Annotated in this window: 20 protein-coding genes; 9 read left to right on the forward strand and 11 right to left on the reverse strand. The window is 60.1% G+C overall.

Going from position 1 to position 18362, the window contains the following annotated elements; genetic code table 11:
- Window positions 1–87 precede the first annotated feature (87 nt).
- The 3 genes from AC1RQB_RS14615 to AC1RQB_RS14625 all read left to right on the forward strand — a co-directional run bounded on the left by AC1RQB_RS14615 (window position 88) and on the right by AC1RQB_RS14625 (window position 3300).
- Window positions 88–1392, forward strand: a complete 1305-nt coding sequence (locus AC1RQB_RS14615) for a CitMHS family transporter (RefSeq protein ID WP_063343394.1) — start codon at window positions 88–90, stop codon at window positions 1390–1392.
- 94 nt (window positions 1393–1486) lie between these two features.
- A complete protein-coding gene (locus AC1RQB_RS14620) occupies window positions 1487–2740 on the forward strand; it encodes an OprD family porin (RefSeq protein ID WP_063343395.1) in 1254 nt (417 codons plus the stop codon).
- Between the two features lie 221 nt (window positions 2741–2961).
- A complete protein-coding gene (locus AC1RQB_RS14625) occupies window positions 2962–3300 on the forward strand; it encodes an FKBP-type peptidyl-prolyl cis-trans isomerase (protein WP_007895103.1) in 339 nt (112 codons plus the stop codon).
- A gap of 91 nt (window positions 3301–3391) precedes the next feature.
- Here the strand turns inward: AC1RQB_RS14625 and AC1RQB_RS14630 are convergent, their stop codons facing one another.
- Together AC1RQB_RS14630 and AC1RQB_RS14635 are read right to left on the reverse strand one after the other, a co-directional pair.
- Window positions 3392–3727, reverse strand: coding sequence for a hypothetical protein (locus tag AC1RQB_RS14630; protein ID WP_063343396.1), 336 nt, complete (start codon window positions 3725–3727; stop codon window positions 3392–3394).
- Between the two features lie 157 nt (window positions 3728–3884).
- The gene (locus tag AC1RQB_RS14635) at window positions 3885–4169 is read right to left on the reverse strand and encodes a DUF6124 family protein (RefSeq protein WP_063343397.1); all 285 of its coding nucleotides are present in this window, start codon (window positions 4167–4169) and stop codon (window positions 3885–3887) included.
- Window positions 4170–4671: 502 nt separating this feature from the next.
- Here AC1RQB_RS14635 and AC1RQB_RS14640 point away from each other — a divergent pair.
- The gene (locus AC1RQB_RS14640; protein ID WP_019648873.1) at window positions 4672–4947 is read left to right on the forward strand and encodes a metal/formaldehyde-sensitive transcriptional repressor; all 276 of its coding nucleotides are present in this window, start codon (window positions 4672–4674) and stop codon (window positions 4945–4947) included.
- An 11-nt stretch (window positions 4948–4958) separates the two neighbouring features.
- Window positions 4959–5876, forward strand: a complete 918-nt coding sequence (gene dmeF / locus AC1RQB_RS14645) for a CDF family Co(II)/Ni(II) efflux transporter DmeF (RefSeq protein WP_063343398.1) — start codon at window positions 4959–4961, stop codon at window positions 5874–5876.
- An 8-nt stretch (window positions 5877–5884) separates the two neighbouring features.
- Here the strand turns inward: dmeF and AC1RQB_RS14650 are convergent, their stop codons facing one another.
- Window positions 5885–6991, reverse strand: coding sequence for a cytochrome P450 (locus tag AC1RQB_RS14650; protein WP_063343399.1), 1107 nt, complete (start codon window positions 6989–6991; stop codon window positions 5885–5887).
- An 81-nt stretch (window positions 6992–7072) separates the two neighbouring features.
- On the opposite strand from AC1RQB_RS14650, the gene AC1RQB_RS14655 reads away from it, so the two are divergent.
- Entirely contained in the window at window positions 7073–7837 is a 765-nt protein-coding gene (locus AC1RQB_RS14655) for an ArsR/SmtB family transcription factor (protein WP_063343400.1), read from the forward strand.
- Here the strand turns inward: AC1RQB_RS14655 and AC1RQB_RS14660 are convergent.
- Window positions 7834–8442, reverse strand: a complete 609-nt coding sequence (locus AC1RQB_RS14660) for a LysE family translocator (protein WP_063343401.1) — start codon at window positions 8440–8442, stop codon at window positions 7834–7836. The genes AC1RQB_RS14655 and AC1RQB_RS14660 overlap by 4 nt on opposite strands.
- 105 nt (window positions 8443–8547) lie before the next feature.
- On the opposite strand from AC1RQB_RS14660, the gene AC1RQB_RS14665 reads away from it, so the two are divergent.
- On the forward strand, window positions 8548–9474 hold the full coding sequence (locus AC1RQB_RS14665; protein WP_063343402.1) for a LysR substrate-binding domain-containing protein: 927 nt from the start codon (window positions 8548–8550) through the stop codon (window positions 9472–9474).
- Here the strand turns inward: AC1RQB_RS14665 and AC1RQB_RS14670 are convergent.
- From AC1RQB_RS14670 to AC1RQB_RS14695, 6 genes are all read right to left on the reverse strand, one after another.
- Window positions 9464–9805 carry a hypothetical protein gene (locus AC1RQB_RS14670; protein ID WP_008071311.1) on the reverse strand — a complete coding sequence of 114 codons (342 nt, stop codon included), beginning with the start codon at window positions 9803–9805 and terminating at the stop codon, window positions 9464–9466. The two genes, AC1RQB_RS14665 and AC1RQB_RS14670, sit on opposite strands and share 11 nt — an antisense overlap.
- Before the next feature lie 135 nt (window positions 9806–9940).
- Window positions 9941–10960: a branched-chain amino acid aminotransferase gene (locus AC1RQB_RS14675; RefSeq protein ID WP_008071310.1), complete on the reverse strand. Its 1020-nt coding sequence runs from the start codon at window positions 10958–10960 to the stop codon at window positions 9941–9943.
- 234 nt (window positions 10961–11194) lie between these two features.
- The gene (gene lpdA, locus AC1RQB_RS14680) at window positions 11195–12577 is read right to left on the reverse strand and encodes a dihydrolipoyl dehydrogenase (RefSeq protein ID WP_063343403.1); all 1383 of its coding nucleotides are present in this window, start codon (window positions 12575–12577) and stop codon (window positions 11195–11197) included.
- 18 nt (window positions 12578–12595) lie between these two features.
- Window positions 12596–13867 (reverse strand): dihydrolipoamide acetyltransferase family protein, encoded by a 1272-nt coding sequence (locus AC1RQB_RS14685; RefSeq protein ID WP_063343404.1) that lies wholly within the window; start codon window positions 13865–13867, stop codon window positions 12596–12598.
- Window positions 13868–14926 carry an alpha-ketoacid dehydrogenase subunit beta gene (locus AC1RQB_RS14690; protein ID WP_007895121.1) on the reverse strand — a complete coding sequence of 353 codons (1059 nt, stop codon included), beginning with the start codon at window positions 14924–14926 and terminating at the stop codon, window positions 13868–13870.
- 1 nt (window position 14927) lies between these two features.
- Window positions 14928–16163, reverse strand: coding sequence for a 3-methyl-2-oxobutanoate dehydrogenase (2-methylpropanoyl-transferring) subunit alpha (locus tag AC1RQB_RS14695; protein WP_008071303.1), 1236 nt, complete (start codon window positions 16161–16163; stop codon window positions 14928–14930).
- A gap of 185 nt (window positions 16164–16348) precedes the next feature.
- Between AC1RQB_RS14695 and bkdR the strand changes: the two genes are divergently transcribed.
- A complete protein-coding gene (gene bkdR, locus AC1RQB_RS14700) occupies window positions 16349–16837 on the forward strand; it encodes a Bkd operon transcriptional regulator BkdR (RefSeq protein WP_007895124.1) in 489 nt (162 codons plus the stop codon).
- A gap of 128 nt (window positions 16838–16965) precedes the next feature.
- Here bkdR and AC1RQB_RS14705 read toward each other — a convergent pair whose 3' ends face one another.
- Window positions 16966–17829, reverse strand: a complete 864-nt coding sequence (locus AC1RQB_RS14705) for an MBL fold metallo-hydrolase (RefSeq protein ID WP_063343405.1) — start codon at window positions 17827–17829, stop codon at window positions 16966–16968.
- 104 nt (window positions 17830–17933) lie between these two features.
- On the opposite strand from AC1RQB_RS14705, the gene AC1RQB_RS14710 reads away from it, so the two are divergent.
- On the forward strand, window positions 17934–18269 hold the full coding sequence (locus AC1RQB_RS14710; RefSeq protein ID WP_032830345.1) for an ArsR/SmtB family transcription factor: 336 nt from the start codon (window positions 17934–17936) through the stop codon (window positions 18267–18269).
- Window positions 18270–18362: the final 93 nt, after the last annotated feature.

Below are 18362 nucleotides of genomic sequence, written 5' to 3' on the forward strand. Positions count from 1 at the left end.
GGCATCGCCGATCGCGTCGCCTGGCGGGCTCGGAGTCGTTCGCCTGCGCGTCGGCCACACAATCCATAACAACAAGAGAGTTGCCTTATGCTTGCCTTACTCGGCTTGGCCATGGTGGTTGTGTTCACCTTTCTGATCATGACCAAACGTCTGTCACCGATCGTTGCGTTGACCGTTGTTCCGATCGTCTTTGCGGTTATCGGCGGTTTTGGTGGGACCACCGGAAAAATGATGCTTGATGGCCTGAAAATTGTCGCACCGTCGGCGGCGCTGCTGCTGTTCGCGATTCTGTTTTTCGGTTTGATGATCGACTCGGGGCTGTTCGATCCGCTGATCCGCAAGATTCTCAAACGGGTCAACGGTGACCCGATGAAAATCGCGGTCGGCACTGCGCTGCTGTCGCTGACTGTCGCCCTGGACGGTGACGGCACGACCACTTACATGATCACCTGCGCGGCGATGCTGCCGTTGTACAAGCGCATCGGCATGAACCCGATGATTCTGGCGACCATCGCCATGCTGTCACTGAGCATCATGAGCGGCATGACCCCTTGGGGCGGCCCGGCGACCCGGGCGATTGCCGCGCTGGGGCTGGATGCCGGGGCGTACTTCATTCCGTTGTTGCCAACTATGGTCGGTGGCGCCGCGTGGGTGGTGTTCACCGCGTTCCTGCTGGGCCGCACCGAGCGTAAACGCATCGGCAATACCCAACTGCAGAGCGGTGGCGGTGATTGCTACATCAAAGCGATTCTTGAGGATACGCCGCACAAGCGCCCGAAACTTGCCTATGTCAACCTGTTGCTGGTGACTGCGGTGATGGTCGCGCTGGTGATGGGGATCATGCATTCCGCGATCCTGTTTCTGATCGGTTTCGTGCTGGCGCTGATGATCAACTACCCGCAGCTGGACATTCAGAAGGAGCGCATTCTCGCCCACTCCGGCAACGCCATGACCGTGGTGCTGCTGGTATTCGCGGCTGGTATTTTCGCCGGGATTTTCTCCGGTACCAAAATGGTCGACGCCCTGGCGCAAACCCTGGTGGACTGGATTCCACCGTCTTGGGGTCACCTGTTCCCGCTGGTGGTGGCGATCACCAGCATGCCGTTGACATTCGTGCTGTCCAACGATGCTTATTACTTCGGTGTGGTGCCGATCCTCGCCAACGCGGCGGCGGCCTATGGGATCGATCCGGTGGAAATCGCCCGGGCGTCGATTCTTGGCCAACCGGTGCACCTGATGAGCCCGCTGGTGGCCTCGACCCTGTTGCTGGTGGGGATGGTCGATCGCGACATCGGCGACTTCCAGCGCGCCACCGTCAAATGGGCGGTGCTCACCTCCCTGGTGGTCACCGCGCTGGCTCTGCTGACCGGTGCCTTGACGCTGTTCTCCTGATTCACCCCTGACTCGCCGCTGATAGAACTCCACGCTCCCGATGACGGGTGCGCGGCCACGTGCATCCTTAAAACAACAATATGAGTAGTTCGACATGATCCATTTTCTGACTCGCGGGGCTCTTCTTCCTCTTCTGGGCGTGTTGCCGGTGGCCACTGCCGGTGCGAGTGATTTCATCGACGACAGCAAGTTGAAGCTGCAACTGCGCAACGTTTATTTCAACGAAAACTTTCGCGATGAGCATGGCTTGAGTGCGCGTTCGGCCAGAACCGCCAAAAGTGAGCGCGCCGAGTGGGCCCAGGGTTTCCTGCTGGATTTCCAGTCGGGGTTCACCCCCGGCACTATCGGTTTCGGGGTCGACGCATTGGGCCTGCTGGGTGTCAAACTCGATTCCGGGCGTGGCCGCAGTGGCACCGGTCTGTTGCCGGTACACGATGACGGTCGCGCCGCCGATGAGTTCGCCAGTGCCGGGGCTGCGGCCAAGGTCAAACTGGCCAAGACCACCCTCAAATACGGCACCCTGCTGCCCAAAACTCCGGTGCTGATCTATAACGATGCGCGTTTGCTGCCGCAAACCTATGAGGGAGGACAAGTCAGCAGCACCGACATCGAAAACCTGACCCTGACTGGCGGTCATCTGGACCGATTCAAGCTGCGCGATTCCACCGACAGCGTATCGATCGTTCCTGACGGATACTCAGGCGACAAAGGTGGCGATTTCACCTACGCCGGCGGTGATTACAAACTCGGCAAGAACACCCGTCTGAGTTACTTCTATGGTGAACTGGAAAATTTCTATCGCCAGAACTTTGCCGGCCTCCAGCACGATCTGCCATTGGGCCCCGGGGTGTTGACCGGCGACCTGCGTTATTTCAGCAGCAATGACGCGGGCCGTGCCTACGCCTCGAAAATCGATAACGACATGCTCAGCGGTCAGCTGTCCTACGCGGTGGCGGGGCACACCTTTGGCGGCGGTTATCAACAACTCAGCGGTGACGCCGGGTTGCCATACATCAGCGGTGCGACGGTGTACTCATTCAGCAACGTCGGCATCGGCAAGTTCATCGAAGAGGACGAGAAGACCTGGATGCTCAGTTACGGTTACGACTTTGCACCGGTGGGCGTGCCCGGGCTGACGTTCATGACCCGTTATCTCAAAGGCAACGACGGCAAGTCCGACACCAACATCAAAGAGTCCGAACGCGACACGGAACTGGCCTATGTGGTCCAGAGCGGCACGTTCAAGGGTGTTGGCGTAAAGCTGCGCAACTATGTCTACCGCTCGGACTTCGCGCGTGGACGTGACAGCAATCGGATCTACGTCACCTACGACATTGCTCTCTGGTAGGGGCGCCGGGGCGCCTGCGTCAGCCCCGGCTCACCGTCTGCTCGCCCAACCGATATTGATTATTCCCACTGCGTTTAGCCCGAACCGTGGGAGGAGGTGGCGGGTCTATTAGTTCACGGCCACTGCCCGATACAGAGCGAAACGGTTGCCAATAGTCCGCATTTCTGGGAAAACGGCGCCCATGAAGCCTGTTCAGGCAAGTGCACATTAGAGTGAACGTAATGAATGATGAATTGCAGGTAATCGACCTTGAAGTGGGCGATGGCAAAGCTGCCGTCAAAGGCGCGCTGATCACCACCCAATATCGTGGCTGGCTGGAAGACGGCACTGAATTCGATTCTTCCTACAGCCGGGGTAAACCTTTTCAGTGTGTGATTGGCACGGGGCGGGTGATCAAGGGCTGGGACCAGGGAATCATGGGCATGCAGGTCGGCGGTAAACGCAAATTGCTGGTGCCGGCGCATCTGGCCTATGGCGAGCGGACGATGGGCGCGATTACGCCGAACTCGAATCTGATTTTCGAGATTGAATTGCTGGAAGTGCTGACGCGGGATGATTGATGGTTGTGTGAGCTGTGGCGAGGGGGCTTGCTCCCTCGCCACAGCTCAGTGTTCGGCTCGCGGAAAAAGTGTTCTTTTGCTAAACGGCAAGTCAGGTGAATACCTCAATATCATCAAGGGTGTCCGCCACAGTCCCTTCCAGGGAGGGGAATTTTTCCTTCACTTTTTCAAGGGCCGGGAGTACAGCACCCAAGTCCAGATCATCCTGTCTGCGGGCTATGTGACCGAGCGCGGTGATGGCAGCGGCTGCAACCGATTCGGACTCACTCTCGAGGTATTTCAGGCAGGTGTTCTGAGCCCAAATCCTGTCTTGCTCATTCAGCCCGATAGAAACCAGTGCGGTGGTAACGCTGGTTTCTACGCCGCTGGCTAGGAGCCTCGTCGCTTCCTCGTGGCTCATTGTTGGATCTTGGTAGAGAAAGCTCACATTATTACTCCACTCTGTGGCGAGGGAGCTTGCTCCCGTTGGGCTGCGCAGCGGCCCTAAAACCCGTGAATGCGGTGTGTCAGGTAATCTCCGCTCGCCAGTTTTGCGGCTGCTGCGCACCCGAGCGGGAGCAAGCTCCCTCGCCACAGACCATCGGCTATTGGTGCGGATCGATGTTATCCAACGCCCGGTTCACGGCCAGCTCGCCCAGCATGATGACCTGCTGAATCCCCAACATTGTGTTGCGATGTGGGTCTTCCAGAAGGTTTGCAAAGTCACTGACCATGACACTGGCTGATGCCAGTGATTCGCAGGCATTGGCCAGCAAGCTTTCGGTATCCATGTCGGGGGCGACGACGAACATTGTGCTGGGTTTACGTGGGGTCTTGGGCGAAACCGATTCGGCTTCTGAATCAGGGGGATTTGGAGTGTGTTTGAACATTGCTTAGGTACCTTTATTGATGCTGCAACCTCCTCGCGACTAAACGAAGGGGGGTGGCAGCTGTAGGCAGGTTAGTCGACCGGGTACCAAAGCTTTACCGGCGCACCCGAAGGTGCCCTGCGCACAGCTGCCATTGAGCGCAGGCATGGTAATACCTGACTGAACGGAGTGCGTGCTGCTTTGGGAACTACCGAGCGACTAAACCCGATCACTGACCATTCAGTGACGGGAATCAAGTTACCGATGGGCCCCAAGGCGCACAAGCCGGCGGATTCTGGCGTAGTTGTAGGCAATGACGCAAGGCGCTGTAGCCTGTTGCGCAGGTCGGAAATGATGCGTTGTTTGTCAGGCCACCATCGCGGGCAAGCCCGCTCCCACAGGGTTTGCGCTGAACCTGTGGGAGCGGGCTTGCCCGCGATGAACGATGACTCGGTCCGCCTGACTTGCTAACCCCGGCAGCATCGGCAATCATGCACGCCTTATAGGGGTAGGGGGTATATGTATGTCGCACATCCACGAACACAAAGACGACCTGCTCAACCGCGTCCGGCGTATTGCCGGCCAGGTTCAGGCGGTTGAACGGGCGCTGGAGTCCGACGCCGAGTGCGCCAAAACCCTGCACCTGGTCGCGGCGATCCGCGGTGCGGTCAATGGTCTGATGGATCAGTTCATCGACGCCCACGCTCGTGAGCATGTGGCGCGTCCCGGGCTCAGCGATGAAGCACGCGCCGAAGGCGTTGAGGACTTGTTGCAAGCCATCCGCCGTTACTCGAAATAGAGGCCCGAACCATGACGCTGAAACCCCAGGCTTCGCGTTTTACCCACGACCACCTGTTTTTGGGTCCTGCCCACGATGAAAACGCCCGCCGCACGTTGTGGGTGGTGGCGCTGACGTTTGTGATGATGATTGGCGAAATTGCCGCCGGTTACATCACCGGTTCCATGGCGTTGCTGGCGGACGGCTTTCATATGGCGACCCACGCCGGGGCCTTGGGCATTGCGGCGGCGGCCTACGGTTTTGCTCGACGACATGCCAACAATTCGCGCTTCAGTTTTGGTACCGGCAAGGTCGGGGACCTGGCGGGTTTTGCTTCAGCCATAGTGCTGGGCCTGGTGTCGATCGGCATCGCTGGCGAGTCCATCGTGCGACTGTTTCAACCGACCACCGTAGCCTTCACCGAAGCGACGGTGATTGCGGTGGTGGGGCTGGGGGTGAACATCGTCAGTGCGTTTCTGTTGTCGGGCAATCATGGACATCACGGCCATGATCATCACGATCACAACCACCATCACGACAACAACCTGCGTTCGGCCTATCTGCATGTACTGGCCGACGCATTGACCTCGGTGCTGGCCATCGTGGCATTGTTGGCCGGGCGCTACCTGGGCTGGGTCTGGCTCGATCCGGTAATGGGCATTGTCGGCGCCATTGTGATCGCGAGATGGGCCTATGGCTTGATGCGCGACAGCGCCGCCGTGTTACTCGACACCACCGATGAGCACGTCGCCGCCGAAATTCGTGAGCTGCTCGAATCGACGGACGATGTTCGCATCAGTGACCTTCATGTCTGGCAAGTCGGCCCTCAGGCGCGGGCGGCGATAGTCAGCGTCGTGGCCGTGGCGGGTATTAGTGCCGACGCCATTCGCGAGCGTCTGGCACCGGTTCATGAGTTGTCTCACCTGACGGTCGAATATCGCAACGCTTGAAGTGTCTTTCAGGCAAAGAGCGGAATGCGCCCGTTAAGGGAAGGGCGGTAGTGCCAGGTCAACCGGTCCAAAGCAGGTTGCATCGCCAGGATCTCAGCCAGCGTCGCACGGGCAATGCTTAAGGCCAACACCTGCCCCGGACATTGATGACGCCCCGCGCCGAACGTGAAGCTGCGACGGTTCGGACGGTCGAGCTGAAACGTGTCGGGATCATCATTAAGCTGTGGATCTCGATTGGCCGAGGCCAGCAGCACCAGGATGACGTCGCCGGGGTTCAGGTTCACGCCGTCAATTTCACACGGCGCGGCGACGAAGCGGCGGGTGTTTTGCACCGACGGGTCGAAGCGCTGGACTTCAGCGATCAAGTCATCAACTTGAGCCGAATCCAACTGTGGGTTTCGCCTCAACGCCAATAGCGCATTACCGATCAGCCCGGCAGTGGCTTCATGGGTTTGGGAGAATAATCCAATCAGGTTGGCGATCAAGCTTTCAGCGTCGGTCGATGTCACCGCGAAACGCTGCCGGATACCGGCGAGCAGGGCGCTTCGATTGCTCGGATCGTCCAGAAGCTCGATGAAATAACCCTTCAGCTGTTCCGCCGCGACATGGGCGGCGTCCAGTTGTGCCTGATCGCTGAGAGGCGACAGGCAGGCGACGAAGTCTGCGGTCAGCTCGCTGATGGCCCGGCCCTGAGCCGGAGAAAACCCCAGCAACGCCGCCACTACGCAGACCGGCCCGCGAAACATCGCCGCGTACAACCCGTCGGGGCCCGGGGTAATCAATCGAGCGCCGACCAAGGCATTGACCTCATTCACGTCAATCAACGCCAGCCCCGGCTCAATCGCCGCCCTCGGGCAACGCTGCCGCTCGCCTTCATTCATCCGCATCAACTGACTGAACACCTTGCCGACCATGCCTTGAGCAATCGCCTGGGGCACCGGCTCGTGAGTTGGCCGCACATGACAGTCCGGATGCGCCAGCACGGCGGCAACGGCTCGGGCGCTGCTGGCCACCCACAGTTTCAGTCCTTGATGAAAAACCAGCCCCCCCTCGGCGCGCAGTTGTGCGTAGTAGGGGTAGGGATCGGCGTGAGTCGCAGCGATGATCGGGTCCATGGGTCGCAGCCTTATCGGTGGTTGGAAAGTGTTGCTACTATCTCCAGTCCGAAAGGGCCTTGATTCGTCCGGGAGCGAAATATGAACGCAGAACAACACGACATCGGCGTCTCTCAAGTGGCTGCCGCCATCGCGGAACCTGCCCGAACGAAAATCCTCTGTTCGCTGATGGACGGCCACGCCCGTACCAGCACCGAGCTGGCGACGATTGCCGAAGTCAGCGCCTCGACCGCCAGTGCTCATCTGGCCAAGCTCAAGGAGCTGGCGCTGGTGCGTTTGCACGTTCAGGGGCGCCATCGCTATTACAGTCTTGCGGACAAGCGCGTGGCCCAGGCGCTGGAAGCGCTGATGGTGATCGGCCAGAACGCCGCGCCGACGTTCAACCCGCGAACCCCCGACCGCCTGCAATTCGCCCGCACCTGCTACGACCACATGGCCGGCACGCTGGCGGTATTGCTGCATGACCGGATGATCGAAGCGGGGTGGTTGCTGGAAACCGATGAGCAGGCTTATCGACTGAGCGACAGTGGTGAAGCGTTGTTCGAAGGATTGGGCATCGACGTCAAAGACCTCGGCACCTTGCGCCGCCGCTTCGCCTGCCCCTGCCTGGACTGGAGCATGCGTCGGCCACACCTGGGCGGTGCCTTGGGCGCGGCATTCCTGCAAATGGCGATCAAACGCAAATGGGTGACGCAGGACCTGGACAGTCGGGCGCTGGCGTTGACGGCACTGGGGCGCAAGGAACTCAGTAGCCGGTTCGTCGTTGAGTTGCCGGTTCAGGCAGCGACAGCACAACCTGCGTCCACCGAGACCAGGCGCCGCGCGATCGCCAGCCCTGCGGCTTAGCGACTGGACGAGGCCATGAGCACGCCAAAGCCGGCGAAGGTCACGCCCGAGACTTTCGCCGCCAGCCAGGAACCCTTCGGGCTCGACAACCAGCCTTTGGCGGCATTGGCGAGCAAGGCATAGCTGCCATGCACCAGAATCACCAGTACGCCGTAAGAAGCGACAAGCTTGATGAACTGGGTGTAGAAGTGCGCCGAGGTGTCGATGAATTGCGGGAACACCGCCAGAAAGAAAAACACCGCCTTGGGGTTCAACAGCTGCATCGAAGCCGCTTCAAGGAAGCGATAGCCAGGGCTTGAGGGGCGCGTTTCAAGCAGCGTACTGAAACGATCCGAGCGCCAGCTTTTGTAGCCCAGGTACAACAAATAGGCGGCCCCTGCGTATTTCAACGCGGTGAAGGCGTTCGCGGAGGTGCTGAGTATCAGCCCGACACTGGTGGCGCTGATGGCGGCGACAACGAATGCCCCTGACGCGACCCCCAGAATGCCCGGCAGCGCCCCGGTCCAGCCGTGACGCAGTGCGTTGGACAGGGTCAGGACCACGCCAGGCCCCGGGCTCAAAATGGTCAGGGTGGCGAAAAGTACAAAGAGGCCGTAGCTGTTCATGTCGTGCTCCGTCAGGTGGCGCTGGCTGCGTGCTGGCAGATTGGCGTGACGAGACGGGCGTGACAAACGCTTTAATTAAAGCGCATAGGTGACTAAATTAGACCCATGAAAAATCAACTACCGCCTCTTAATGCTGTTCGCGCCTTCGCCGTTGCTGCTCGTCATCAGAGCTTCAGGCTGGCGGCCGAAGAGCTGCATGTCAGCCACAGTGCCGTCAGCCGGCACATCAAATTGCTTGAGGAGTACCTGGGCGTGCTGCTGTTCGAGCGGCGCATCCGTCAATCGGTGCTGACGCCGGCCGGCCAGCGCTTTTATGAGCAGGTCAGCGCCGGGCTGTCGCAGATCGCCAACGCTGCCGCTGCGCTCAAGCAACATGCCTCGCTGCCTACCGTGAAGATCAATGTCCGTCCGTCCTTTGCCGTGCTTTGGCTGACGCCCAGGCTGGCGGATTTTGTTGCGCAGCACCCAGGCATCAAGCCGCAGGTGATCACTCAAACCCAGGCACCCGATCAGGCACGCGACGGGTTCGATGTCGTCATTCGTCGTGGTCGTGATGACTGGGCACCGGCGATTGAAGCGCGACCGCTCTTCGAAGACGAATTATTACTGGTCGCGGCGCCATCGCTGATTGAGCGCCTGCCACTTGAAGACCTCACTTCGCTGAGCCGGCACACGCTGCTGACCGTCAAGGCGCGTCGCGAAGACTGGCACAATTGGGCCATGCACTTTGGTCAAAGCCAGTCAGCCACTCAGGTAACCCGGCAGTTTGATCACATGCACCTGGCGCTTCAGGCTGCCGTGGATGGACAGGGTATCGCCCTGTGCCCAACCTCTTTGCTGGGCACTCACCTCTCGAGCGGACGCCTGATTTGTCCGCTACCCGAGTTGCGTCTGCCGCTGCCGCGTTATTACTACGGCGTTGCACCGGACGTGACGGCGCAGACACGGGTGTTTGTGGAGTGGATGTTTGCCCGCATTGCTCAAGATGAGCTGCATTGGCAAACACCTGGTGCTGTGACCGCTACGCCCTGAAATTCCAGACAATCTCCACCACCCGCACCGCCAGCACCAGGTAGACCAGAAACAGAATGATCTGAAACGCCGTGTGATACGGCAACCTGGACAGCCGACGCAGGCCGTCGCTGACATTAAGCAGCATCAGCACTGCTGACAGCAGGATCAATCCCCAACCGGCGAGGCTTGAGGTGAGAAACCCCATAAACAAGTACTGATCGCTGTGCAACGCGTTGGTGCCCGCCGCAAACATCAGCGCACACACCAGCAGGTTCTTGATGTTGTCGAACACTTGCGTGGTGAAGTCGGTGTCCAGCAAGGCCAGATACTTTCGCCAGAGTTTTCCCATGGTTTTGATGGCACCCGTTGATGGCTGTTGGACGTGGCAAGTCTAGTGACCTTTTCCACGATTCGCGGACGAAAAAAAGCCCGGCCTTCAAGATGATGGCCAGGCTTTTTTGTTCAAACGGACGGTTGCGTCAAATCAAACCTTGACGATCCAGCCCGCTGGCGCTTCGACGTCGCCGGTCTGTACACCGGTCAGCTCTTTGTAGAGCTTCTGGGTGATCGGGCCGACTTCGGTTTCGCTGTGGAACACGTGCAGTTTGTCGTTGTAGCTGATACCGCCGATCGGGGTGATCACGGCGGCAGTACCGCAAGCGCCGGCTTCCTTGAAGTCGGACAGCTTGTCGATGAACACGTCACCTTCGACCACTTCCAGGCCCAGACGGGTTTTGGCCAGCTCGATCAACGACAGACGGGTGATGCCCGGCAACACCGAAGGGGAGTTCGGGGTGACGAACTTGTTGTCGTGGGTGATCCCGAAGAAGTTGGCCGAGCCGACTTCCTCGATTTTGGTGTGGGTCAGCGGGTCCAGATAGATGCAGTCGGCGAAGTGCGCCTTCTTGGCCTGGGAACCCGGCATCAGGCTGGCGGCATAGTTGCCACCGACCTTGGCCGCACCGGTGCCTTGTGGGGCGGCACGGTCGTAGCTGGAGATCAGGAAGTTGTGCGGGGTCAAACCGCCCTTGAAGTAAGCGCCGACCGGGATGCAGAAGATCGAGAAGATGAACTCGGGCGCGGTACGCACGCCGATGTTGTCACCCACGCCGATCACGAACGGGCGCAGGTACAGCGCGCCGCCAGTGCCGTAAGGCGGGATGAAACGCTCGTTGGCACGCACCACTTCCTTGCACGCTTCGACGAACTGTTCGGTGGACACCTGCGGCATCAGCAGGCGCGCGCAGCTGCGTTGCATGCGTGCGGCGTTCTGGTCCGGGCGGAACAGGTTGATCGAACCGTCCTTGCAGCGGTAGGCCTTCAGGCCTTCGAAGCACTGCTGGCCATAGTGAAGGGCAGTCGAGCCTTCGCTGATGTGCAGCACGTTGTCTTCGGTCAGGGTGCCTTTGTCCCACTCGCCATTACGCCAGTGCGACAGATAGCGCTTGTCTGTCTTGATGTAGTCAAAACCCAGCTTGTCCCAATTGATGCTTTCGTTACCCATGACACCCTCTATCACTTAACAACCGCCGAAACGGTTCAAGGCTTCTGACATTTTTCTGGATGGGGACAACAATACTTCATTCCGGGCCTAAATCGCAGCCCGCAATTCGTTCCTTTGATCGTTCCCACGCTCTGCGTGGGAATGCAGCCCGGGACGCTCCGCGTCCCTAAAGCGGACGCGGAGCGTCCGTTGAGGCATTCCCACGCGGAGCATGGGAACGATCAGGTGAGGCGGTTAGAGGTGCAACGCGTGGCCCAACGCACGCAACGCCGCTTCCTGCACCGCCTCACCGAGCGTCGGATGCGCGTGGATGGTGCCGGCGATGTCTTCCAGGCGAGCGCCCATTTCCAGGCTCTGGCCAAACGCCGTCGACAACTCCGACACGCCCACACCCACCGCCTGCCAGCCAACAATCACATGATTGTCACGGCGCGCCACGACCCGCACGAAGCCGCTTCTCGATTCCAGCGTCATCGCCCGGCCATTGGCGGCGAACGGGAAACTCGACACGATGCAGTCCAGCCCCGCAGCCTTGGCCTCGTCCGGGGTCTTGCCGACCACCACCAGTTCCGGGTCGGTAAAGCACACGGCGGCAATGGCGGTCGGATTGAATTCGCGGTGTTTGCCGCTGATCAGCTCGGCGACCATCTCACCCTGAGCCATGGCCCGGTGCGCGAGCATCGGTTCGCCGCTCAAGTCGCCGATGGCGTAGACGTTGCGCATGCTGGTCTGGCAACGGTTGTCGATCTTGATCGCCGAACCGTTCATGTCCAGATTCAAGGCTTCGAGGTTCCAGCCTTGAGTGTTGGGTTTGCGACCGACGGCCACCAGCACCTGATCGGTTTTCAGGTTCAGGCTATCGCCGCTCGGGTCAATAACTTGCAATGTATTGTTAACAGAGTCAAAGCCTTGAACGCTGTGCTTCAAGTAAAGCTTCACGTCCAATTGCTTGAGTGCTTCATGCACTGGATGGGTCAGCTCGGCGTCATAAGCCGGCAGGATACGATCCTGCGCCTCGACCACACTGACTTCGGCGCCGAGCTTGCGATAAGCAATCCCCAACTCCAGACCGATGTAACCGCCGCCGACTACAATCAGCCGTTTCGGCACGGACGTCGGCGCGAGGGCTTCGGTAGAAGAAATGATCGGCCCGCCAATCGGCAGCATCGGCAGGTTCACGCTTTTCGAACCGGTGGCCAATACCAGGTGCTCGCACTGAATGCGCGTGTCGCCGACTTCAACGGTCTTGCCGTCAATCACTTTGGCCCAGCCTTGAATGACCTGGACCTTGTGCTTCTTCAGCAGCGCCGAAACGCCGGTGGTCAGGCGATCAACGATACCGTCCTTCCACTCGACGCTCTTGCCGATGTTCAGGGTCGGCGCCGATACGCTGATGCCCAGCGCCGAGTGTTGGCTGTGGTGCTGCGTCTGGTGGAACTGTTCGGCGACGTGAATCAACGCCTTCGACGGAATGCAGCCGATGTTCAGGCAAGTGCCGCCCAACGATTGGCCTTCCACCAGAATGGTCGAAATGCCCAACTGACCGGCACGGATCGCCGTCACATAACCGCCAGGGCCGCCGCCGATGATTAGCAGCGTGGTGTTCAGAGTTTGCATGCCTTGCTCCACAAATGCTTATTCAACAAACAGCGTCGCAGGTTGTTCGAGCAGACCACGGATGGCCTGGATGAATTGCGCCGCGTCCATGCCATCGACCACGCGGTGATCGAAGGAGCTGGAGAGGTTCATCATCTTGCGGATCACGACCTGGCCTTTGACGACCATCGGCCGTTCGACGATTTTGTTCACGCCGACGATTGCCACTTCCGGCAGGTTCAACACCGGGGTGCTGACGATGCCGCCCAGGGCGCCGAGGCTGGTCAGGGTGATGGTCGAGCCGGACAGCTCATCGCGGCTGGCCTTGCCAGTGCGCGCAGCGGTGGCCAGACGCGAGATTTCCGTGGCGCTGTCCCACAAGCTGCGGGTTTCGGCATGGCGCACAACAGGCACCATCAAACCGATGTCGGCTTGGGTGGCGACGCCCACATGCACCGCGCCGAGGCGGGTGATGACCTGGGCTTCGTCGTCGTAACGGGCGTTGATCTGCGGGAAGTCGCGCAGGGCCACGACCAGCGCGCGGACCAGGAACGGCAGCAGCGTCAGTTTGCCGCGAGTCGCACCGTGTTTTTCGTTCAGGTGTGCGCGCAGCTCTTCCACGGCAGTGACGTCGATTTCCTCGACGTAACTGAAGTGGGCGGCACGCTGGGTGGCGTCCTGCATGCGCTGGGCGATCTTGCGACGCATGCCGATCACCGGGATTTGCTGTTCGTCGTTGCGCTGGGCGTAAGCGGCGGTGGCGGTCGATGCGTTCGACTGACCCTGAGCCAGATAGGCTTCGAGGTCTTCGTGCAGCACACGGCCGGCAGGGCCGCTGCCACGCACCAGACGCAATTGAATGCCGAGGTCCAGCGCATGCTTGCGCACGGCCGGGGAGGCCAGCGGACGTTCATCGGCTTCACGAGCAACCATCGGGCCTTGGCATACGGCCGGGCGAGGCGCTGCGGCAGCGACGGGTTTGCTTTCCAGCACGGCTTCAACTTTAGGCGCTGCAGCGGGTGCTTCTTTAACCGCTACTGGCTGAGCCGACTCTTTAACGTTGCCCGCGCCTTCGACTTCGATGCTGATCAGGATGCTGCCGACCGCCATGACTTCGCCAGGCTGGCCGCCCAGCGCAATCACCTTGCCATGCACCGGGGATGGAATGTCGACCATCGCCTTGTCGGTCATGACATCGGCCAGCACCTGATCTTCGACGACCATGTCGCCGACCTTGACGTGCCACTGAGACAGTTCAACTTCTGCAATGCCTTCGCCAATGTCCGGCATTTTAATAACGTGCGTGCCCATTCAGACCTCCATAACCCGATGCAAAGCCGCGCCCACGCGGGACGGCCCAGGGAAATACGCCCACTCTTGCGCGTGCGGGTAGGGAGTGTCCCAACCGGTGACGCGCTCGATCGGCGCTTCCAGGTAGTGGAAGCAGTGCTCTTGCACCAAGGCGACCAGTTCGGCGCCGAAGCCGCAGGTGCGGGTCGCTTCGTGAACGATCACGCAGCGTCCGGTTTTCTTCACCGACTTGACGATGGTGTCCAGGTCCAGTGGCCACAGGCTGCGCAGGTCGATGACCTCGGCGTCGATACCGGTTTCTTCAGCGGCCACTTGCGATACATAAACCGTGGTGCCGTAAGTCAGGATGGTCACGTCCTTGCCCGGACGAGCGATGGCAGCGACGTCCAGTGGCACGGTGTAGTAACCGTCCGGCACTTGCGCGGCGGGGTGTTTCGACCACGGGGTTACCGGACGGTCGTGGTGGCCGTCGAACGGGCCGTTGTACAGGCGTTTTGGCTCGAGGAAGATCACCGGGTCATCGTTTTCGATGGAGGCGATCAGCAGGCCTTTGGCGTCGTAAGGGTTGGACGGCATCACCGTGCGCAAACCGCAGACCTGGGTGAACATCGCCTCGATGCTCTGGCTGTGGGTCTGGCCGCCGTAGATGCCGCCGCCGCATGGCATGCGCAGGGTCATCGGCGCAGTGAACTCGCCGGCCGAGCGATAACGCAGGCGGGCGGCTTCGGAAATGATCTGGTCCGACGCCGGGTAAACATAATCGGCGAACTGGATCTCGGCCACCGGCCGCAAACCGTAAGCGCCCATGCCCACGGCGACGCCAACGATCCCGCTTTCGGAGATCGGTGCGTCGAATACCCGGGAGGTGCCGTACTTGTTCTGCAGCCCTTCGGTGCAACGGAACACGCCGCCGAAGTAGCCCACGTCCTGGCCGAACACCACGACGTTGTCGTCACGCTCAAGCATCACATCCATGGCCGAGCGCAGGGCCTGGATCATGGTCATGGTGGTCGTGGTCATGGCGGTTTCCAACTCGATTTTGTTGTTGTGATCGTTCATGTCAGATCCCCAACTCTTGACGCTGGCGCTTCAAGTGCTCCGGCATCTCTTTGTAGACGTCTTCGAACATGGTTGCGGCGCTCGGAATCTGGCCGCCGGCGAGGGTGCCGTACTGCTCGGCTTCTTTCTGTGCGGCGATCACTTCGGCTTCCAGTTCGGCGCTGACGGCGACGTGCTCCTCTTCGGACCACTGACCGATTTTGATCAGGTGCTGCTTGAGACGCGCAATCGGGTCGCCCAACGGGAAGTGGCTCCAATCGTCGGCAGGACGGTATTTGGACGGATCATCGGACGTCGAGTGCGGGCCGGCGCGGTAGGTGACCCATTCGATCATGGTCGGGCCGAGGTTGCGGCGCGCGCGTTCGGCGGCCCAGGAAGAGGCGGCGTACACCGCGACAAAATCGTTGCCATCGACCCGCAGGGAGGCGATGCCGCAACCGACGCCGCGACCGGCGAAGGTAGTGGCTTCACCGCCGGCAATCGCCTGGAACGTCGAGATTGCCCACTGGTTGTTGACCACGTTGAGGATCACCGGCGCGCGGTAGACGTGGGCGAAGGTGAGGGCGGTGTGGAAGTCCGATTCAGCGGTAGCACCGTCGCCGATCCAGGCCGAGGCGATTTTGGTGTCGCCCTTGATCGCCGAGGCCATGCCCCAGCCCACGCCTTGTACGAATTGGGTGGCGAGGTTGCCGGAAATGGTGAAGAAACCGGCGTCTTTGACCGAGTACATGATCGGCAACTGACGGCCCTTGAGCGGATCACGCTCGTTGGACAGCAGTTGGCAGATCAGGTCCACCAATGGCACTTCGCGGGCCATCAGGATGCTTTGTTGACGGTAGGTGGGGAAGCACATGTCGTCGATGTTCAAGGCCAGGGCCTGGGCGCTGCCGATGGCTTCTTCGCCAAGGCTTTGCATGTAGAACGACATTTTTTTCTGACGCTGGGCGACCACCATGCGGTTGTCGAAAATCCGCGTCTTGAGCATGGCGCGCATGCCTTTTCGCAGGATCTCGACTGGCACGCCTTCAGCCCACGGGCCGAGGGCATTGCCCTGGTCGTCGAGCACGCGAATCAGGCCTTTGGCCAGATCAGCCGTGTCGGCCGGTTCAACGTCGATTGGGGGTTTGCGCACCAGGCCTGCGTCAGTCAGATGCAGGTAGGAGAAGTCGGTTTTGCAGCCGGGGCGGCCCGAAGGTTCGGGAACGTGCAGGCGCAGCGGTTCGTACGCTTGGTTCATGGCTTCTACGCTCGATCTTGTGAATTTCTTGTAGTGAGCTGGCAGTCATTCCTCGGTAGAAGAAATCTTGTCCTACAACAATCATAGGCCGGGCCCAGAAGAATATTTCTCTGTGTTTCGTTGCGCATAAGGTTATTTAAGGATAAAAATTCTGCATAAACATAAAAAGCAGGTGGTTTTGTCTCATGCGCAAACTGGACCGTACCGATATCGGCATTCTCAACAGCCTTCAGGAGAACGCGCGCATCACCAACGCCGACCTTGCGCGCTCGGTGAACCTGTCGCCGACGCCGTGCTTCAACCGGGTCAAGGCGATGGAAGAACTAGGGCTGATTCGTGAGCAAGTGACCCTGCTCGATGCCGAACTGTTGGGGCTGCATGTGAATGTGTTCATTCACGTCAGCCTGGAGAAACAGGTGGAGGAGGCGTTGCAGCATTTCGAAGAGGCGATCTCGGATCGCCCGGAAGTGATGGAGTGCTATTTGATGGCCGGCGACCCGGACTATCTGATCCGCGTACTGGTGCCGACCATTCAGTCGCTGGAGCGCTTCATGATGGATTTTTTGACCAAGGTACCGGGGGTGGCGAACATCCGTTCGAGCTTTGCGCTCAAGCAGGTGAGGTATAAGACGGCGCTGCCGTTGCCGGCGAATGGGTTGACGTTGGCTAATTGATCGTTCCCACGCTCCGCGTGGGAATGCATCCCGTGACGCTCTGCGTCACATTCGGAAGCGGAACGCGGAGCGTCCCTGGCGGCATTCCCACGCGGAGCGTGGGAACGATCGAATCAGCTGCTACGGGACTAGAGTTGATTCAGGGGAATCTTCAGGTAAGTCACGCCATTCTCTTCCGCCGGCGGCAAATTCCCCGCCCGCACATTCACCTGAATCGCCGGCAACAACAGCGTCGGCATGCCCAACCCGGCGTCGCGCCGGGTGCGCATGGCGACGAAGGTGGCCTCATCAATGCCATCGTGAATATGGATGTTGCTTTGGCGCTGCTCACCGACCGTGCTCTGGCATTGCGGAGCGCGGCCGGTGGGCGGGTAATCGTGGCAGACGTAGAGGCGAACGCTGGCGGGGAAGGCCAGCAGTTTGTGGATCGAGGCAAACATCTGGTTGGCGTTGCCGCCGGGAAAGTCGCAACGCGCGGTGCCGACGTCCGGCATGAACAACGTATCGCCCACCAGAATCACATCGCCGTCGATCAAATAGGCCATGTCCGCCGGGGTATGCCCGGGCACATGCAGGGCCGTGGCCTTGAGGTTACCGATGCGGAATGACTCATCCGGCGCGAACAGGTGATCGAACTGTGAACCATCGACGCTAAACCCCGGTTCAAGGTTGAACAACGTCTTGAACACGTCCTGAACCTTGCTGATCGACTCACCAATCGCAATCTTGCCCCCCAATTCCCGACGCAGATACGGCGCGGCCGACAGGTGATCGGCATGGGCGTGGGTTTCCAGCAGCCATTGCACCTGCAACTGATGTTCGCGCACGAAGGCGATGATTTTGTCGGCCTGGACGGTCGCGGTGCGCCCGGCGGCGGGGTCGTAATCCAGCACCGGGTCGACAATCGCGCAGTGCCCGCCATCGTGCTCGTAGATCACGTAGCTGTAGGTCGACGAGGCGGGGTCGAGGAAGGCTTCAATCAACGCAGACATGGGTACGAACCTGTGGAAAGGGGCGGGAGGACAATAACCGGTTGCAACACTTTATGTTTAAACATAATGTCCGCAGCTTAAGTGACGTCGAAGGCATCCTGCAAATGCAATCCAGTCTGACCGAATGTGAAGTCGCCCAGCTCCGGGCCTCGGCCTCCAAAGCTTGCGCGCTGCTCAAAGCCTTGGCCAACGAGGACCGCTTGCTGATTCTCTGCCAATTGACCCAGGGCGAGCGCAACGTCGGCGAACTGGAAAAAATGACCGGCGTGCGCCAGCCCACACTGTCCCAACAGCTGGGCATCCTGCGCGACGAGGGATTGGTAGTCACCCGTCGTGAAGGCAAGTACATATTCTATGGTTTAGCCAGTCACGAAGTGATTCAGGTGATGAAGACGCTGTCCGGCCTGTACTGCGGAGCGGTGCTGAAAAGCTGGGGCTGAGCCTGATGCCAAGCGCAATCCCATGTGGGAGCGGGGGGGGGGGGGGGGGGGGGGGGGGGGGGGGGGGGGGGGGGGGGGGGGGGGGGGGGGGGG

It is taken from the genome of Pseudomonas sp. GW822-FHT02E03, assembly GCF_058802325.1.

Excerpts from the sequence above, each read along its gene's own strand:
- AC1RQB_RS14615 (WP_063343394.1), top strand. The coding sequence starts at position 88 with ATGCTTGCCTTACTCGGCTTGGCCATGGTGGTTGTGTTCACCTTTCTG.
- AC1RQB_RS14620 (WP_063343395.1), top strand. The coding sequence starts at position 1,487 with ATGATCCATTTTCTGACTCGCGGGGCTCTTCTTCCTCTTCTGGGCGTG.
- AC1RQB_RS14625 (WP_007895103.1), top strand. The coding sequence starts at position 2,962 with ATGAATGATGAATTGCAGGTAATCGACCTTGAAGTGGGCGATGGCAAA.
- AC1RQB_RS14635 (WP_063343397.1), bottom strand. The coding sequence starts at position 4,169 with ATGTTCAAACACACTCCAAATCCCCCTGATTCAGAAGCCGAATCGGTT.
- AC1RQB_RS14640 (WP_019648873.1), top strand. The coding sequence starts at position 4,672 with ATGTCGCACATCCACGAACACAAAGACGACCTGCTCAACCGCGTCCGG.
- dmeF (WP_063343398.1), top strand. The coding sequence starts at position 4,959 with ATGACGCTGAAACCCCAGGCTTCGCGTTTTACCCACGACCACCTGTTT.
- AC1RQB_RS14650 (WP_063343399.1), bottom strand. The coding sequence starts at position 6,991 with ATGGACCCGATCATCGCTGCGACTCACGCCGATCCCTACCCCTACTAC.
- AC1RQB_RS14655 (WP_063343400.1), top strand. The coding sequence starts at position 7,073 with ATGAACGCAGAACAACACGACATCGGCGTCTCTCAAGTGGCTGCCGCC.
- AC1RQB_RS14660 (WP_063343401.1), bottom strand. The coding sequence starts at position 8,442 with ATGAACAGCTACGGCCTCTTTGTACTTTTCGCCACCCTGACCATTTTG.
- AC1RQB_RS14665 (WP_063343402.1), top strand. The coding sequence starts at position 8,548 with ATGAAAAATCAACTACCGCCTCTTAATGCTGTTCGCGCCTTCGCCGTT.
- AC1RQB_RS14670 (WP_008071311.1), bottom strand. The coding sequence starts at position 9,805 with ATGGGAAAACTCTGGCGAAAGTATCTGGCCTTGCTGGACACCGACTTC.
- AC1RQB_RS14675 (WP_008071310.1), bottom strand. The coding sequence starts at position 10,960 with ATGGGTAACGAAAGCATCAATTGGGACAAGCTGGGTTTTGACTACATC.
- lpdA (WP_063343403.1), bottom strand. The coding sequence starts at position 12,577 with ATGCAAACTCTGAACACCACGCTGCTAATCATCGGCGGCGGCCCTGGC.
- AC1RQB_RS14685 (WP_063343404.1), bottom strand. The coding sequence starts at position 13,867 with ATGGGCACGCACGTTATTAAAATGCCGGACATTGGCGAAGGCATTGCA.
- AC1RQB_RS14690 (WP_007895121.1), bottom strand. The coding sequence starts at position 14,926 with ATGAACGATCACAACAACAAAATCGAGTTGGAAACCGCCATGACCACG.
- AC1RQB_RS14695 (WP_008071303.1), bottom strand. The coding sequence starts at position 16,163 with ATGAACCAAGCGTACGAACCGCTGCGCCTGCACGTTCCCGAACCTTCG.
- bkdR (WP_007895124.1), top strand. The coding sequence starts at position 16,349 with ATGCGCAAACTGGACCGTACCGATATCGGCATTCTCAACAGCCTTCAG.
- AC1RQB_RS14705 (WP_063343405.1), bottom strand. The coding sequence starts at position 17,829 with ATGTCTGCGTTGATTGAAGCCTTCCTCGACCCCGCCTCGTCGACCTAC.
- AC1RQB_RS14710 (WP_032830345.1), top strand. The coding sequence starts at position 17,934 with ATGCAATCCAGTCTGACCGAATGTGAAGTCGCCCAGCTCCGGGCCTCG.